Raw genomic sequence first — 15,614 nt, 5'->3', positions numbered from 1 at the left:
ATCAGCCCTCCAGCGAGCCCTTGGTGGAGGGAATTTTTCCAGTCATCCGCGGATCGGGTTCCACCGCCATCCGGAGCGCCCGGGCCACCGCCTTGAAGCAGGCCTCCGCCACATGGTGGGCGTTGCTGCCGGCCTTGAGGGTGACGTGCAGCGTGATCCCGCTGTTGAAGGCGAAAGCGCGGAAGAATTCCTCGACCAACTCGGTGTCGAAGGTGCCGATCTTCGGGCGCTGGAAGGGGACGGACCAGGCGAGGAAGGGACGGCCGGAAATGTCGATCGCGGCCTCGGCCAGCGCTTCGTCCATCGGCAGCAGGCACTGGCCGAAACGGCGGATGCCGCGCTTGTCGCCCAGCGCCTGGCGCAGCGCCTGGCCCAGCACGATGCCGACATCCTCCACCGTGTGGTGGTCGTCGATATGCAGGTCGCCCCTGGCCGCGACGGTCAGGTCCATCAGGGAATGGCGGGCGAGCGCGGTCAGCATGTGGTCGAAGAACCCGACCCCGGTCGCGACCTCCACCTGGCCGGTGCCGTCCAGGGCAAGGGTCAGGCGGATATCGGTTTCGGAGGTGGCGCGGGCGATGCTGGCGGTGCGCGTCATGGGCGCTGCACTAGCGGATAGGGCGGGCGGGGTCCACGGCCGGGTGATGACGGCGGGGCAACAATCGCCCCGACGGCCCTCAGGTGTTGCATTTCTGTTCTGCGCCGCCGGCGTTCCCGCTCGCATTGCACTGGCACTGCCCCGGTGCCACATGCGCGGGCCATGAACACACACTCCCCTCATGATCCCCTCGGCTGGCACGGCACCACCATCCTCTGCGTCCGCAAGGATGGGCGGGTGGCGATGGCCGGGGATGGCCAGGTCTCGCTGGGCCAGACCGTCGTGAAGGGCAATGCGCGCAAGGTGCGGCGCATCGCCCAGGGCAAGGTCCTGGCCGGCTTCGCTGGCGCCACGGCCGATGCCTTCACCCTGCTGGAACGGCTGGAGGCGAAGCTGGAACGCTTCCCGGACCAGCTGGAACGCGCCTGCGTCGAACTCGCCAAGGATTGGCGGACGGATCGCTACCTGCGGCGGCTGGAAGCGCTGCTCGCCGTGGCGGACGCCAAGCGGTCCCTGCTGCTGACCGGCCAGGGCGACGTGCTGGAACCCGAGGACGCCGTCATCGGCATCGGCTCCGGCGGCAATTACGCGCTGGCCGCCGCCCGCGCGCTGCTGACGGTGGAGGGCGTCCCGGCCGAGGAAGTCGCCCGCCGTGCCATGAAGATCGCCGCCGACATCTGCGTCTACACCAACGGCAACATCGTGCTGGAGACCATCGAGCCGTGACGGAAACCGTGAACCTCTCCCCGCGGGAAATCGTCAGCGAGCTCGACCGCCACATCGTCGGCCAGAACGACGCCAAGCGCGCCGTGGCCATCGCGCTGCGCAACCGCTGGCGCCGCCAGCAGCTCGGCCCCGGGCTGCGGGAGGAGGTGGTGCCGAAGAACATCCTGATGATCGGGCCGACCGGCTGCGGCAAGACGGAGATCGCGCGCCGCCTGGCGAAGCTCGCCAATGCGCCCTTCCTGAAGGTGGAGGCGACGAAGTTCACCGAGGTCGGCTATGTCGGCCGCGACGTGGACAGCATCATTCGAGACCTCGTCGAGGTTTCGATCACGCAGACGCGGGAGAACTCGCGCAAATCCGTGCAGGCCAAGGCGGAGCTGGCGGCCGAGGAGAAGCTCATCTCGGCGCTGGTCGGCGAAGGCGCTTCCGGCGAGACCCGCATGAAATTCCGCCGCATGCTGCGGGAAGGCCAGCTGGAGACGCGGGAGGTGGAGGTGCAGGTCGCCGACACCACCGGCGGCATGCCGATCGGCATGATGGACCTGCCCGGCGCCCAGGGCCTGCAGATGCAGAATATGCAGGAGATGCTGGGCAAGATGTTCGGCGGCCGCCAGAAGCCCCGCAAGATGACGGTGCCCGAGGCCCGCCAGGCCCTCCTGAAGGACGAGGCCGACAAGCTGCTGGACCAGGAGGCGCTGACGCGCGAGGCCGTGGCGAACGCCGAGAACAACGGCATCGTCTTCATCGACGAGATCGACAAGGTCTGCGCCCGCACCAGCGAAAGCGGCTTCCGCGGCGGCGACGTCTCCCGCGAGGGCGTGCAGCGCGACCTGCTGCCGCTGATCGAGGGCACGACGGTCACGACCAAGCACGGGCCGGTGAAGACGGACCACATCCTCTTCATCACCTCCGGCGCCTTCCACCAGGCGAAGCCGAGTGACCTGCTGCCGGAACTGCAGGGCCGCCTGCCGATCCGGGTCGAACTCTCCGCCCTGACGCGCGACGATTTCCGCCGCATCCTGACGGAGCCCGAGCATTCGCTGGTGAAGCAGTACGTCGCGCTGCTGGGGACGGAGGGTGTCACGCTCGACATCACCAGCGACGCGACGGATGCGATCGCGGAGCTGGCGGCCGAGATCAACGCGACGGTCGAGAATATCGGCGCGCGGCGGCTCGCCACCGTGATGGAGCGGCTGCTGGACGAGATCTCCTTCACCGCCTCCGACCGGGGCGGCGAGACGATCACGGTGGATGGCGCGCTGGTGAAGGCGCGCGTGGCGCCGCTGGCGGGCAGCGCGGACCTCTCGCGCTTCATCCTGTAATAACAGGCGTGGACACGGGTGGGGTCGGCGCGTTATAATCTCCGTATCCACGGAGGCGATGACATGGCGACCCTCAAGCTGCGCGCGATCGGCAATTCGGTGGGGGTGGTGCTGCCGAAGGAGTTGCTGGCCAAGCTCGGGCTGGCGGAAGGCGACACGCTCCATCTGCTGGAAGCGCCGGACGGGTTTCGGCTGAAGCGCGCCGATCCTGAATTCGACAAGCAGATGGAGGAAGCGCGCCGCGTCATGAACCGGCGCCGCGCCGTGCTGCGCGAGCTGGCGAAATGACCGACGGCGTCACCTGGATCACGCTCCAGGTCGCCCTTGCCATCCACGAGGCCCAGCTGGCCGAGCATGGCGGGGGCGAGGGCGTGCGTGACCTCGGCCTGCTGGAAAGCGCGCTGGCCCGCCCCTTCAACCTGGCGACCTATGGGGAGCCGGACCTTTGCGGGCTGGCCGCGTCGCTCGGCTTCGGCCTGGCGCGGAACCATCCTTTCGTGGATGGCAACAAGCGCACGGCCTTCGTGGCGGTCGAAGTCTTCCTCGGCCTGAACGGGCTCGACCTGACGGCGGGGGATGCGGACTGCGTGGTCGCCATGCTCGACCTCGCCGCCGGCGACCTCTCGGAAGATGAATTCGCGACCTGGCTGCGGGACCATACGGCGCCTCGTGCGTAACAACACGCGCGAGCGCGGTCGCGCCGCGTGCCGCGAACCCCCATATGGTGCCGTATGTCCCTCACCATCGCCCCTCCCCCGCCGAGCACCCTGAGCGACGAGGCGCAGGCCGAGTTGGCCCGCGCCGTGGCGCAGCTGGAGACCGTCTCGCTCGCCGCGCGCATCGCCGGCATGGTCGGCACGCCGGTGGAGGCGCTGCGGTCCCGCCTGCCATCCGGCGTGCAGTCCATGCTGGACGGCGCGGTGCGCAAGGCGCTGTCCAGCGCCATGCAGGCGGCGCTCAAGGCCTCGCCCAGCGCCAACCCGACCCCGCTGCCCACCGCCTGGTTCCACCGCGGCCTGGCGGCGGCCAGCGGCGCGGCGGGGGGCGCGCTCGGCCTGCCGGGCACGCTGATGGAACTGCCGGTCTCCACCACCCTGCTGCTGCGCCAGATCGCCGCCATCGCGGCGGAACAGGGGGAGGACCTGGCCGATCCGCTCGTGGCCGCCGAATGCCTAAAGGTCTTCGCGCTGGGCGGGCGGGATGCGCGGGATGACGCGGCCGAATCCGGCTACTTCGCCGTCCGCGTCGCGCTGGCGGAGGCGCTGAAGGGCGCGGTCGGCAAGGGCATGGCGGGGATGCTGCTGCCGGGCTTCCTCGGCCCCATCGCGGCGCGCTTCGGCGGGCCGGTGGCGCTGAAGGTCTCCGCCCAGGCGGCGCCGCTGATCGGCGCGGCGGGCGGGGCGGCCATCAACCTCGCCTTCCTCGAGCATTTCCGCGCCGTGGCGGAGGGGCATTTCACCGTGCGCCGGCTGGAGCGGCTGCACGGGCCGGCGGCGGTGAAGGCGGCCTATGAGGCGATCGCCGCCACGCGCGACGCCCGCTTCATGGCCTGAATGGGGCAGCCGCCGCCGCGGCGGCGGCGCCACACGCAGGCGTGACGCGGCAGGATCGCGCCGACGCGCAACGTTCCGCCCCCTGCCGCGCTGATTCTCACTAGCCCGTCAGAGCGCCGAACCATGACGGGCGCGCGGCATTGCCCCCCGGAACCAACAACCGGGGGCCTTCCGCCTTGCAGCTCGACCTCATCCTTCGCGGCCAGTCCAATGCCGCCTATCTCGCCGAACTCGATGGCTTCGCCGGCGCGGGGCGGCTGGTGACGGAGGTGGAGCGGCTGCTCGGCTTCGACGGGGTGAATGACCGCGTCACCCTGGTCTATGACCGGGACGGCCAGGGCGGCGACACCGCCTATCCCGCGACGGCCTTCCTCGACGAATGGATGGACCCGACCGCCAGCGGCGGCTGGCAGGCGGGGGAGCTGGAGCAGCTCTTCCTGGCCCGCATGCAGCAATACCGGGCGGAGGGGCCGGGCGACGCCACCGCCATGGTCTGGCTGCACAGCGAATATGACAGCCGCGACCCGGGCCTTGCCGCGGCATCGCTGGCGGAGGCGATGCGGGTGGATGCGGGGCTGGTCCGCCAGGTGCTGGGGCGGGACATCCCCTACCTCTATGTCGCGGCGCATCCCTATGGCGACGGCACGGATGCCGGCCACCAGGCGATCCGCCAGGCGATGGAGGCGCTGGCCGCCGACCCCGCCTTCAACGCGCGCATCGCGGCGCGGGCGCCGGACCTCAATGTCGATCTCGACAATTACGACGGCAACGACGCGACGCGGGAATATGGCGGCGCGCATATCTCGGCCTCCGACGCGCTGATCATCGCGGGGCGCATCGCCCGCGTGGCGGCGGAGGAATTCGCGGCCTTCGCGAAGCCGGGATCGCCGGTGGCGCTCGCGGGCGGCAACATCGCCTCCGACGGGCCGCAGGTGGTGGCGGCGACGCGGCTTGAGCCCACGAGGCTGCAGGTGGATGTGCGGCATGACGGCGCGGCGGGCTTCGCCGCGCTGGATGCGGATGCGGCCGCGGGCGTCGGCTGGTCCGCCCTGTTGCCGAACGGGGATCGCGTGCAGGCCACGGGTGCCGCCATCCTGGATGCGGACAGCCTGGTGGTCAGCTTCGGGCAGGCGCTGCCGGTGGGCGCGGTGCTCGACTATGCCTGGGGCATCGGCAAGCTCTGGGGCGCCGACCGCACCGGCCAGGGCCATGCGGTGACGGACAGCACCGGCCTGCCGGTCTGGACCGCGGCGACGGGGGTGGCGATCGGGACGCCGGCCGTGGCGGAGCCCGCGCCGCCTGTCGCGGAGCCCGCGCCGCCGGTCGTCGCGCCGGCGCCGCCCGTGGTGGCGGAACCCGTGCCGGAGCCCGCCCCCACCCCCGCGCCGCAGCCCGCGCTGCCCGCCGGGATCGACACCACCACCCTGCTGCGGGAGCAGGCGACGGTCACGCTGGTGGGCCCCGAGCTTGCGCTGGTGACCACCGCGGATGGCCGCAGCACCACCATCGGCGGCAGCGAGATCCGCTTCGCCGATGGGCGGGAGGTGATCGGCCCCGGCGGCAATGCCGCGCTGGCCGACCGGCTGCACGACATGGTGCTGGGGCGCGATTCCTCCCTGCTCGGCACCGGCTGGGCGGCGGATGCGCTGGATGCCGGGCGGATTTCGGCGCGCGACCTGGCGGAGGGCTTCCTGGCGCAGGGCGGCATCGGCGCCATCGCCGATGACCGGGACTTCGTCACCGCGGCCTGGACCAACGCGGCCGGGGCGCCGCCGCTGGAAAGCGGCGTCGCGCTGCTGCTGGAACGGCTGGAGGCCAGCAACCGCGCCGACTTCCTGGTGATGGTGGCGACGGAGCCCTATGTCCTCGCCGCCCAGCCCACCCCCGCCAGCGGCACCTTCGTCGCGGATTGGGGCATGAGCTTCGGCGCCGGCCTGGTACAGATGGCCTATGGCCGCGAGGCCACGCTGGCGGAGCTGCGCGCGCTGGATGCGCAGCTCGATGGCGGCTGGACGCCGGCGGATGTCGCCCGCGCCCTGACGGAGACGGCGGAATACCAGTCCCGCATCGCCGGGCTGGACGAGGCCGGGGTGGCGACGCTGCTGCACCAGGGTGCGCTCGGCCGTGCGCCGGATGCGGCGGAGCTGGCGGAATGGGGCGGCCTGTTCGCCCAGGGCGCCACCACCACCGACCTGGCCGCCGCGCTGGCCGATTTCTGGGAATTCCAGGCCGCCGTGCAGACCCGCGCGGCGGAGGGCGTTTCCGCCATCGCCTGACGGCCATCGCCCGATGCGCGGCCGCGGTCCCGGGCCCAGCCCGGGGCCGCGGCTTGCGGTTGTTTCACGTGAAATCCCCCGGCCCGGGCCCTATGTTGCGAACGACTCGCAATCGCACAAGGCCCTGTCCCGATGTCCCTCATGCTCGATGCTGGCCTGATCCTGCTGCGGGAGGGGCTGGAAGCCGTGCTGGTCCTCGCCGCCCTGGCCGCCTTCATCGGCCGTGCCGCGCCGGAACGGGGGGCCGCGCTGGGCTGGGGCGCCGCGGGCGGGCTCGGCGCCAGCATCGTCGTCGCCATCCTCTACGCCATCTTCCTGGGCGGGGAGCATGATGACCGGGTGGAGGCCGCCACCTGCCTGCTGGCGGCGGCCCTGATGCTGTGGACCGGCGGCTGGCTGGCGCGGCATGCGGACCCCCGCGCCTGGTCGGAGGCGCTGAAGCAGCGCACCGGCCGCGCGCTGGAAAGCCGGCGCGTGGCGCTGGCCGTCGCCGCGATCGGCTTCCTCGCCGTGTTCCGGGAAGGGGCGGAGACGGTGCTGTTCCTGGCCGCGCTGGGCGCGGAACAGCAGCCCCTGCCGGTGCTGGCCGGGGCCGCGGTGGCGGCGGCGGTGCTGGCCGGCTTCTGGGTGGTGATCCGCCGCGGCACGCGCCGCCTGCCGCTGCGGCCCCTCTTCCTCGGCACCAGCCTGTTCCTGCTGGTGATGGCGGCGCGCTTCACCGCCGCGGCGGTGCAGGAGATGCAGGAACAGGCCTTCATCGGCTTCACGCCGATCGACCTGCCGGCGGCGCTGCTGGCGATCGGCCTGCCGGACAATGCGGAGGCGCTGGTGGCCTTCCTCCTCGTGCTGTGCCTGGCGCCGGTTGCCTTCCTGCCGCGGCGGCGGCCGGCCCCCGGGCCGGCGGCCGCGGAATAGGGCCGGGCGGCCGGGTGGGGCGCCCCCCCGGCGCCGCTGCTGGCCGGGTGGAAGGCGGGCTGGTAGAATTGCCCCCGGAAGGATCTGGGGGGCGGCGGCCTGCGCGACATGGTGCCTGGATGATCGGCTTCGACCTGGGCTCGGAAGCCGGACGGGAACGGGCACGGCTGGCGATGGAGAATTTCGGCATCGCCTTCTTCGAATCCAACGTGGCGACCGGCCAGGTCGTGGTGACCCCCAACGCCTTCTCCATGTTCGGCCTGCCGGCGCCGCCCGGCATGCCCGTGGACCGCACGGGGTTCTGGGAGTGCTACCACCCCGAGGACCTGGAATCCGCGCGCGCCACCTTCGCGGCCGACCTGCGCGGCGAACGCAACCGCGACATCTATTGCGAGCGCGTCCGCATCATCCGCCAGACCGACCGCGCCATCCGCCATATCGAGTTCCTGGGCCGCATGTTCGGCCCGCCCGGCGCGCGCACCCACATCGTCGGCATGCTGCGCGACGTGACCGATGTGGCGGAGGCCGAGGAACGCCGATCCCTGCTGGTGCGGGAGGTGAACCACCGCGCCAACAACACGCTTTCCGTCGTGCAGGCGCTGCTGCGGCTGACCGATGCGGCGGATGTGCCGGACTACAAGCGGCGGCTGGAAGGGCGGATCCTCTCCCTCGCCCGCACGCAGACGCTGCTGGACCAGGCGGCGCGGCACCCGGCCGCCTTCGCGCTGCTGATCGCCTCCGAACTCGCCGCCTATCGCGACCACCTGACGCTGGAGGTCGATGAGGTGCCGGACCTGGTGCCGAATGCGGTGCAGCCGGTGGCGATGATCCTCTACGAGATGGCGACCAATGCCGCGAAGCACGGCGCCCTGGCCGCCGCGACCGGGGAGGTGCGGATCGAGGCGCGGTGCGAGGGCGCGGCGGTGGTGCTGCGCTGGGCGGAGCGGGGCGGCGCCCCGCTGGCCGCGCCGCCCGCGCGCAAGGGCACCGGCATGGCGGTGATCCAGTCGCAGATCCGGCGCCTGGGCGGCACGCAGGCGCTGGACTGGACGCCGGAGGGGCTGCGGGCGGAGCTGCGCTTCCCGATGGCGAGCTGGGCCGGGCCGGCGGCGGACGCTCAGCCGAAGCCGTAGAGCCGCGCGGGGTTCCCGGCCAGGATCGCGTCCCGCACCGCGGCCTCCGGCGCCCAGTCCGCCAGGCGGTCCAGCAGCGCGGCGTCGTCCGGGATGGTGGTGGCGTTGGGATGCGGCCAGTTGGTGCCCCAGACCAGCCGCTCCGGCACCGCCTTCACCAGGGCGCGGGCCAGGTCGCCCACGGCCTCCGGCCGCGCCTGGTCCAGCGCATAGGGGGAGGAGAGCTTCATCCAGCCGCGCCCCGCCTGCATCAGCTCCATCACCACGCCCCAGGCCGGATCGGCCTGCCAGCCGGACAGCGGCAGCTGCGCGAAATGGTCGAAGACCACGGGGCAGGGCAGCGCGCGCAGCACGGGGCCGAGCCCGGCGATGATGGACGGCGTCGCGTAGAGCTGGAGATGCCAGCCCACCTCCGCCAGCCGCCGGCCGAGCGGCGCGACATCCGCCACGCTCAGCGGGATGCCCTGCACCAGGTTGGCGCGCGCGCCGACCACGCCCGCCGCCGCCATGGCGCGCAGATCGGCGAGCGGCGCATCCGGCGCCACCACCGCCACCATCCGCGCCCGCGCCGGCCCGGCCTGGCGCAGCGCTTCCAGGTGCAGCGTGTTGTCGAGCCCGTAGGTGGAGGGCTGCACCAGCACATGCCGGTCCACGCCGAGCCGCGCCAGCACCCGCGCATGGTCGGCCAGCGTCGCATCCGCATGCGGCCGCCCGCCCGGCGCCACCGGCGCACGCCCGTCATAGACGTGATGGTGGCAATCCACCGCGCCACGCGGCACGGCGATGCGGGGGGGCGCGGTGCCCGCGGTGAAGGGGATCTCGTGCGGCATGCTCATGCCCCCTAGGCTAGGACCAGAAGAACCAAAGGGCGAGACGTCCATGATGCGCGTGTTCCTGACCCATACGCCGGAGATGCGGGCCGGCTACTACCCGCCCCGGGCGGAGGCCGCGCTGCGCGAGGTGGCGGAGGTGGTGCTGCACAGCGGCGACGCGCCGCTGTCCGGCGAAGCGCTGGCCCGGGCGGCGGAGGGCTGCCACTGCATCGTGGCCGACCGTTCGACGCCGGGCCTGCCCGCCACCTTCGCCGCGGCGCCGGGGCTGCTGGCCTTCCTGCGCGTGGCCGTGGACATCTCCACCATCGATGTGCCCGCCGCCTCCGCCGCCGGCGTGCTGGTGACGCGCGCGACGCCGGGCTTCACGGCGAGCGTCGCGGAACTCGCCATCGGGATGATGGTGGACCTGGCGCGCGGCGTCTCCGCCAGCAGCACCGCCTACCACAACGGCACGCTGCCGGCGGTGCGGATGGGGATGCAGCTGGAGGGCAGGACGCTCGGCCTGATCGGCTGGGGGCGCATCGCGCGGCGCATCGCCCCCATCGCGACGGCGATGGGCATGCGCGTCGTCGTCCATGATCCCCATGCGCCGGTCGAGGGCGTGGAGGCAGTGACGCGCGACGCGCTGCTGGCGATGAGCGACGTCGTCATGCCGCTGGCCGTCTCCACCCCCGAGACGCGGCACCTGATGGATGCGGCGGCCTTCGCGCGGATGAAGCGCGGCGCGCTGCTGGTGAATCTCAGCCGCGGCGAATTGGTGGATGAGGCGGCGCTGGAAGCGGCGCTGGAGGGTGGCCATCTCCGCGGTGCCGCGATGGATGTGGGCAGCGCGCCGGACCAGCGGCCGAATCCGCGCCTGGCGGCGCGCCCCGATGTGGTGGCGACGCCGCATGTGGGCGGCCTCACGCCCGAAGCGGCGGAGCACCAGGCGATGGACACGGTGCGCCAGGTGGGCATGCTGGCGCGGGGGGAGATGCCGGATGGCGCGGTGAACGAGGAGCAGGCGACGCGCTTCGCCGCCTGGGCGAAAGCGCGCTGATCGGCCGGGCCAGCCGGCGCGGCGCCCGTCAGGCCGCTCCGCGGTGCAGTTCAGGCCGCTCCGCGGCGCCCGTCAGGCCGCTCCGCGGCGGGCCGGCTCGGCCTCCCGCGCGCGCACGATCTCCCGCGCCAGCTGATCCACCGTCATCTCCTGCTCCACCGCGCCGGCCTGCATCGCGGCCTTGGGCATGCCATAGACGACGCAGCTCGCCTCCGTCTGCCCCAGCGTGCGCGCCCCGGCGCGGCGCATGGCGAGCAGCCCGTTCGCGCCATCCCGCCCCATGCCGGTCAGGATGATGCCCATGGCGTTCTGCCCCGCCGCCGCGGCGACGGAATGGAACAGCACATCGACCGAGGGACGATGGCCCGACACCGCCGGGCCATCATGCAGGCGGCAGGCGTAATGCGCGCCGGTGCGCGTCACCTCCAGGTGCCGGGCGCCGGGCGCGATATAGACCTGGCCGGGCAGGATGCGGCGGCCATCCGTCGCCTCCACCACCGTCATCGCGCATTGCTGGTCGAGCCGCCTGGCGAAGCTGGTGGTGAAGCCCGCCGGCATGTGCTGGGTGATGACGATGGCGGGCGCGGTCGCGGGCATCTGCAGCAGCAGCTGCTGCAAGGTCTCCACCCCGCCGGTGGAGGCGCCGACCGCGACGATGCGCCCGGCGGTGGAGAGGTTGGCATCCACCTGCAGCGGCGCGCTGGGCACGGCGCGCATCGCCCGCGCGCGCGGGCGCGCCGCCGCGGCGGTGCGGACCTTCGCGACCAGCTCCTCACCCAGCGCGGTCATGCCGCTGCGGATATCCAGCAGCGGCTTGGCGACATAGTCGATGGCGCCGAGTTCGAGGGCCCGCAACGCCGCATCCGTGCCCTTCTGCGTCAGGGTGGAGACGACCACCACCGGCATGGGGCGCAGCGCCATCAGCTTCTCCAGGAAGCTGAGGCCATCCATCTTCGGCATCTCGATGTCCAGCGTCAGGACATCCGGCGACAGCGCCTTGATCTTCTCCCGCGCCACCAGCGGATCGCCCGCCGTGCCCACCACCTCGATCCCCGGGGCGGCGGAGAGGAGTTCCGTCAACAGCTGCCGGATCAGCGCACTGTCATCCACCACCAGCACCCTGATCGGCATCGCCTGCGTCCTTGCGTTCATTCGAAGATCTCGATGCTGCCGGCCACGGGCCGGGTGGCGAGGTGGCGGCGCAGGCGGCCCTCGACGGCGGAGACGGTCTCCGTCGCCTCCGGCAGCAGGCGCATATAGGCGCGGCCCTCGACGGGCTGGTACACGACGCTGCGCGCGCGCGTGCCGCCGAGGTGCCGCACCGCCGCGACCATGCCCTCCGCGCGCAGATAGGCCTCGATGAAGTCGATGTTGCGCTGGCCGACGGAATCCGTGCTGGCGCCGAGCCGCGCGCCGCCGAACAGCTTGACCTCCATCCGGTCGCGCCGGGCGCCGCGGGCCATCAGCTCATTCACCAGGCGCTCCATCGCGAAATTGCCGTAGCGCAGGCTGGCCGCCGCCTTGCCCCAGCCACCCTCCACGCCGACCGGCAGCATGAAGTGGTTGAGCCCGCCGACCCGCGCGACGGGGTCGCGGATGCAGGCGGCGATGCAGGAGCCGAGCACCGTGACGATCACCGCCTCCTCCTCCGCCGCCACATGGAACTCCCCCGGGCCGACCTTCGTCGCGCGCCGCCCGGGCAGCGGATCGCCCGCGAGCAGCAGGCGCGACTGCAGCGCGGCGCCATCATGGGAAAGGCCCGGCAGCGCCAGGGCGGCGCTCATTGGACCCTGCGATAGATGGTCCGGCCGAGATGCGTGAACCGTTCGCTGACGCGGTAGAGGCTTTCGGAATGCCCGACGAACAGGATGCCGCCGGGCTTCAGCATCTCCGCGAAGCGGTCGAACAGCACGCGCTGCGTCGGCTTGTCGAAGTAGATGACGACGTTGCGGCAGAAGATCGCATCGAAGGGGCCGCGCATCGGCCAGGGGCCGAGCAGGTTGAGCGAGCGGAAGGCGATCAGCTCCTTCAGCTCGTCGCCCATGGCGACGGTGGAGGCATCGACGCGGCGCACATGGGCGCGCCGCAGCTCCGCCGGGATGGCCGCCGCGCGTTCCATCCCGTAGAGTCCTGCCGCGCCATGCGCCACCATGTCGGTGTCGATGTCGGTGGCAAGCACCTTCGCGTCCCAGGCCTCGAGGTCCGGCATGGCGCGGTGCAGCGTCATGGCGATGCTGTAGGGTTCCTCCCCGGAGGAACAGCCGGCCGACCAGATGCGAAGCCGCCGCTGGTCCCGCGGCAGGGCGGGCAGCACGCGGTCGCCGAGCGCGTCGAAATGATGCGGTTCGCGGAAGAAGCCGGTCAGGTTCGTCGTGATCGCGTTGATCATGCGGACCCGTTCCTCCGCGCCCTCCGGCCCATCCAGCATCGCGCGGTAGTCGGCGAAGCTGGTGAGGCGGAGCGCGCGCAGCCGGCGCCGCAGCCGCCCATGCACCAGGTCCCGCTTGTTCTGGCCGAGGACGATGCCCGACGCTTCGCGCACCATGGCGGCGATGGCGACGAAATCCTCGTCATGCAGGATCACGTCCTGCATGAGGGCCGCGACCGGGGATCCGGGCAGGGCTGCCGCGGCGGACATGGATCAGAACTCCTTCCACTCGTCATCCGCCGCCGCGGCCTTGGCCGGCGCGGCCTTGGCGGGCCGGGCGGCGGGCCGGGGCGCGCTGCGCGGCGCGGCGCGGCCCTTGGGGGCGGGCGGCGCTTCCTCCGCATTCAGCACGAAGGCGGAGACCATGCCGGAGAGGGCTTCCGTCTGCTCCTCCATCGACTTGGCGGCGGCGGCCGCTTCCTCGACCAGGGCCGAGTTCTGCTGCGTGATCTTGTCCATCTGCGCGACGGCGACGTTGACCTGCTCGATTCCCGCCGACTGTTCCTGCGACGCGGCCGAGATCTCCGCCATGATGTCCGTCACGCGCTTCACGGAGCCCACGATCTCATCCATCGTCTGGCCGGCGGAGGCGACGAGCTTCGACCCGCTATCCACCTTCTGCACGCTGTCGGAGATCAGCGCCTTGATCTCCTTCGCCGCATTGGCGCTGCGCTGCGCCAGGTTGCGCACCTCCGCCGCCACCACCGCGAAGCCGCGGCCCTGGTCCCCGGCGCGGGCGGCTTCCACCGCCGCGTTCAGCGCCAGGATGTTGGTCTGGAAGGCGATCTCGTCGATCACGCCGATGATGTCGCTGATCTTCCGGCTGGACTGGGTGATGCCGTCCATCGTCCGCACCACCTCCGTCACCACCATGCCGCCGCGCGTCGCGATCTCGCTGGCCGAGGCCGCCAGCTTGTTCGCCTGCAGCGCGCTTTCCGCGTTCTGCTTCACCGTGCTGGTCAGCTCCTCCAGGCTCGCGGAGGTCTCCTCCAGGCTCGAGGCCTGCTCCTCCGTCCGCTGCGAGAGGTCGGTGTTGCCCATCGCGATCTCGCGGGAGGCGGTGGCGATGGTGGCGCAGCTTTCGGTGATGCCGGCGACGACGCCCGACATGGTGTCGAGCAGCCCGTTGATGCCGGCGCAGAGCGCCCCGATCTCCCCCACCTTGCCATCCAGCGGCACGCGGCGGCTGAGGTCATTCGCCTGCGCCGCGCCCACCACCGCCTGGGTCTGCGCCACGGCCTGCTTCAGCGCTTCAGACGCCTGTACCTGGGCGGTGATGTCGGTGGCGTATTTCACGACCTTGAAGGGCTTGCCGTTCATGTCGAGGATCGGGTTGTAGCTGGCCTGGATCCAGACCTCACGCCCCCCCTTGCCGAGCCGCCGGTACTGGCCGGCATCATTCTCGCCACGCGCGAGCTTGTCCCAGAACAGGCGGTATTCGGGGCCCTGGCGGTAGGCGGCCTCGACGAACATGGAATGGTGCTGGCCGCGGACTTCATCCAGCGTGTAGCCCAGCGTCTGCAGGAAGTTCGGGTTCGCGGTCTGGATGCGGCCATCCAGGCCGAATTCGATCACCGCCATCACCTTGTCGATCGCCGCGATCTGGCCGCGGTAATCCGCATCCTGCAGCTTCGCCGCCGTGATGTCGGTGGCGTATTTCACCACCTTGAAGGGCTTGCCGTTGGCGTCGAGGATCGGGTTGTAGCTGGCCTGGATCCAGACCTCCCGCCCGCCCTTGGCGATGCGCCGGTACTGCGCGGACTCATACTCCCCGCGGCCGAGCTTGTCCCAGAACGCCTTGTATTCCGGGCTCTGGCGATAGGCGGCATCGACGAACATCGCGTGGTGCTGGCCGCGCACCTCCTCCAGCGCATAGCCGAGGACGGAGAGGAAGTTCTCATTCGCATGGATGACGCGGCCATCCAGCGTGAACTCGATGACGGCCATCGCCTTGTCGATGGCGGCGAGCTGCCCCTGCTGGGTGCGCAGCGCCGTCACTTCCTGCCATTCCAGGATGTTGCCGTCATAGCTGCCATCGGCCGCGTGGCTGGCATTGACCGTGAGGGCGAAGCGCACATCGCCCACGGTGATGTCGGTGCGGTGCGGCAGGCGCGACGGGTCCGCCAGCATGCGGCGTTGGTGGCCGGGGTCGCGGTGGAAGGTATCGATGCACATGCCGACGATGCGTTCCGGCACGAAGTTCGGCCAGATCTTGCGGAACTGCGTCTCGTAGCGCTTCAGCAGCTCGGTCGTGGTGCGGTTGACATGGGTGACGATGAAGTCGCGGTCCACCATCATGATGGCGGCGGAGACCTTCTCCAGCGACTGGCCCACATGCTGGCTCTTCGCCTCCTCCGTCACGTCGCGCGCCAGCACGACGAGGCGCGCCGGCTGGCCGGGTTCCGCCGCCAGCGACTGCGCGACCAGGTCCAGCACCGCCGCCTGGCCGCCCGCGGCCTGGTGGCGCAGCCGGGCCTGCGCGGGCTGCGCCGCCGCGATGGCATCGCGGAAGCGGCGATAGGCGCCGCCATCGCGCTCCGCCTCCAGCAGCAGCGCCGCATGCGGCCGGCCCACCAGCGCTTCCACCGGCACGCCCAGCAGCGCGGCGAGCGGCGCATTCGCGTCCTGCACCACGCCATCGGCGCCCAGCAGCATCATCGGCTGCGTCCGGTCGATGGCGGCCATCATGGCCGCCATGTCGCGCATCGAGGCGCGGCGGTCGGTTCCGCTGCGCCGCTCCGTGAAGCTGGCGGGCAGCAGGGCCCGCACCGTCCGGCTCATGAACATGGTG

Annotated in this window: 15 protein-coding genes; 9 read left to right on the top strand and 6 right to left on the bottom strand. The window is 71.8% G+C overall.

Annotated features, from left to right (window positions below):
- Position 1 precedes the first annotated feature (1 nt).
- Positions 2-598 (bottom strand): imidazoleglycerol-phosphate dehydratase HisB, encoded by a 597-nt coding sequence (gene hisB / locus JJI54_RS04615; protein WP_203071361.1) that lies wholly within the window; start codon positions 596-598, stop codon positions 2-4.
- A gap of 162 nt (positions 599-760) precedes the next feature.
- On the opposite strand from hisB, the gene hslV reads away from it, so the two are divergent.
- The 8 genes from hslV to JJI54_RS04575 all read left to right on the top strand — a co-directional run bounded on the left by hslV (position 761) and on the right by JJI54_RS04575 (position 8,523).
- Positions 761-1,324, top strand: a complete 564-nt coding sequence (hslV, locus tag JJI54_RS04610; RefSeq protein ID WP_203071359.1) for an ATP-dependent protease subunit HslV — start codon at positions 761-763, stop codon at positions 1,322-1,324.
- Positions 1,321-2,646: an ATP-dependent protease ATPase subunit HslU gene (gene hslU / locus JJI54_RS04605; RefSeq protein WP_203071357.1), complete on the top strand. Its 1,326-nt coding sequence runs from the start codon at positions 1,321-1,323 to the stop codon at positions 2,644-2,646. Before hslV ends, hslU begins: the two co-directional genes overlap by 4 nt.
- Positions 2,647-2,709: 63 nt before the next feature.
- Positions 2,710-2,934: an AbrB/MazE/SpoVT family DNA-binding domain-containing protein gene (locus JJI54_RS04600; protein ID WP_203071355.1), complete on the top strand. Its 225-nt coding sequence runs from the start codon at positions 2,710-2,712 to the stop codon at positions 2,932-2,934.
- A complete protein-coding gene (locus JJI54_RS04595; RefSeq protein WP_203071353.1) occupies positions 2,931-3,323 on the top strand; it encodes a type II toxin-antitoxin system death-on-curing family toxin in 393 nt (130 codons plus the stop codon). Before JJI54_RS04600 ends, JJI54_RS04595 begins: the two co-directional genes overlap by 4 nt.
- Positions 3,324-3,377: 54 nt before the next feature.
- Complete coding sequence (locus JJI54_RS04590) at positions 3,378-4,199, top strand: EcsC family protein (protein ID WP_203071351.1); 822 nt, start codon at positions 3,378-3,380, stop codon at positions 4,197-4,199.
- A gap of 176 nt (positions 4,200-4,375) precedes the next feature.
- On the top strand, positions 4,376-6,475 hold the full coding sequence (locus JJI54_RS04585) for a DUF4214 domain-containing protein (protein ID WP_203071349.1): 2,100 nt from the start codon (positions 4,376-4,378) through the stop codon (positions 6,473-6,475).
- A 141-nt stretch (positions 6,476-6,616) separates the two neighbouring features.
- Positions 6,617-7,390 (top strand): FTR1 family protein, encoded by a 774-nt coding sequence (locus JJI54_RS04580; protein WP_203071347.1) that lies wholly within the window; start codon positions 6,617-6,619, stop codon positions 7,388-7,390.
- Positions 7,391-7,509: 119 nt separating this feature from the next.
- Positions 7,510-8,523, top strand: a complete 1,014-nt coding sequence (locus tag JJI54_RS04575) for a sensor histidine kinase (RefSeq protein WP_203071345.1) — start codon at positions 7,510-7,512, stop codon at positions 8,521-8,523.
- Here JJI54_RS04575 and JJI54_RS04570 read toward each other — a convergent pair.
- Complete coding sequence (locus tag JJI54_RS04570) at positions 8,508-9,359, bottom strand: amidohydrolase family protein (RefSeq protein ID WP_203071343.1); 852 nt, start codon at positions 9,357-9,359, stop codon at positions 8,508-8,510. The genes JJI54_RS04575 and JJI54_RS04570 overlap by 16 nt on opposite strands.
- 43 nt (positions 9,360-9,402) lie before the next feature.
- On the opposite strand from JJI54_RS04570, the gene JJI54_RS04565 reads away from it, so the two are divergent.
- The gene (locus tag JJI54_RS04565; RefSeq protein ID WP_226381367.1) at positions 9,403-10,395 is read left to right on the top strand and encodes an NAD(P)-dependent oxidoreductase; all 993 of its coding nucleotides are present in this window, start codon (positions 9,403-9,405) and stop codon (positions 10,393-10,395) included.
- Between the two features lie 72 nt (positions 10,396-10,467).
- Here the strand turns inward: JJI54_RS04565 and JJI54_RS04560 are convergent, their stop codons facing one another.
- From JJI54_RS04560 to JJI54_RS32920, 4 genes are read right to left on the bottom strand one after another with little or no spacing between them, the layout of a single operon-like run.
- Positions 10,468-11,526 carry a protein-glutamate methylesterase/protein-glutamine glutaminase gene (locus JJI54_RS04560; RefSeq protein WP_203071341.1) on the bottom strand — a complete coding sequence of 353 codons (1,059 nt, stop codon included), beginning with the start codon at positions 11,524-11,526 and terminating at the stop codon, positions 10,468-10,470.
- 17 nt (positions 11,527-11,543) lie between these two features.
- Positions 11,544-12,179 carry a chemotaxis protein gene (locus JJI54_RS04555; protein WP_203071340.1) on the bottom strand — a complete coding sequence of 212 codons (636 nt, stop codon included), beginning with the start codon at positions 12,177-12,179 and terminating at the stop codon, positions 11,544-11,546.
- Positions 12,176-13,033, bottom strand: coding sequence for a CheR family methyltransferase (locus JJI54_RS04550; protein WP_203071338.1), 858 nt, complete (start codon positions 13,031-13,033; stop codon positions 12,176-12,178). The genes JJI54_RS04555 and JJI54_RS04550 overlap by 4 nt, the downstream gene beginning before the upstream one ends.
- Positions 13,034-13,036: 3 nt before the next feature.
- Positions 13,037-15,604, bottom strand: coding sequence for a methyl-accepting chemotaxis protein (locus JJI54_RS32920; RefSeq protein WP_203071336.1), 2,568 nt, complete (start codon positions 15,602-15,604; stop codon positions 13,037-13,039).
- Between the last annotated feature and the right edge of the window lie 10 nt (positions 15,605-15,614).

The sequence above is a fragment of the Falsiroseomonas ponticola genome (assembly GCF_016805305.1).
Taxonomy (GTDB): Bacteria; Pseudomonadota; Alphaproteobacteria; order Acetobacterales; family Acetobacteraceae; genus Falsiroseomonas; species Falsiroseomonas ponticola.
The sequence above is the reverse complement of the archived record's forward strand: the minus strand, read 5'-3'. Positions and strand labels throughout refer to the sequence as shown.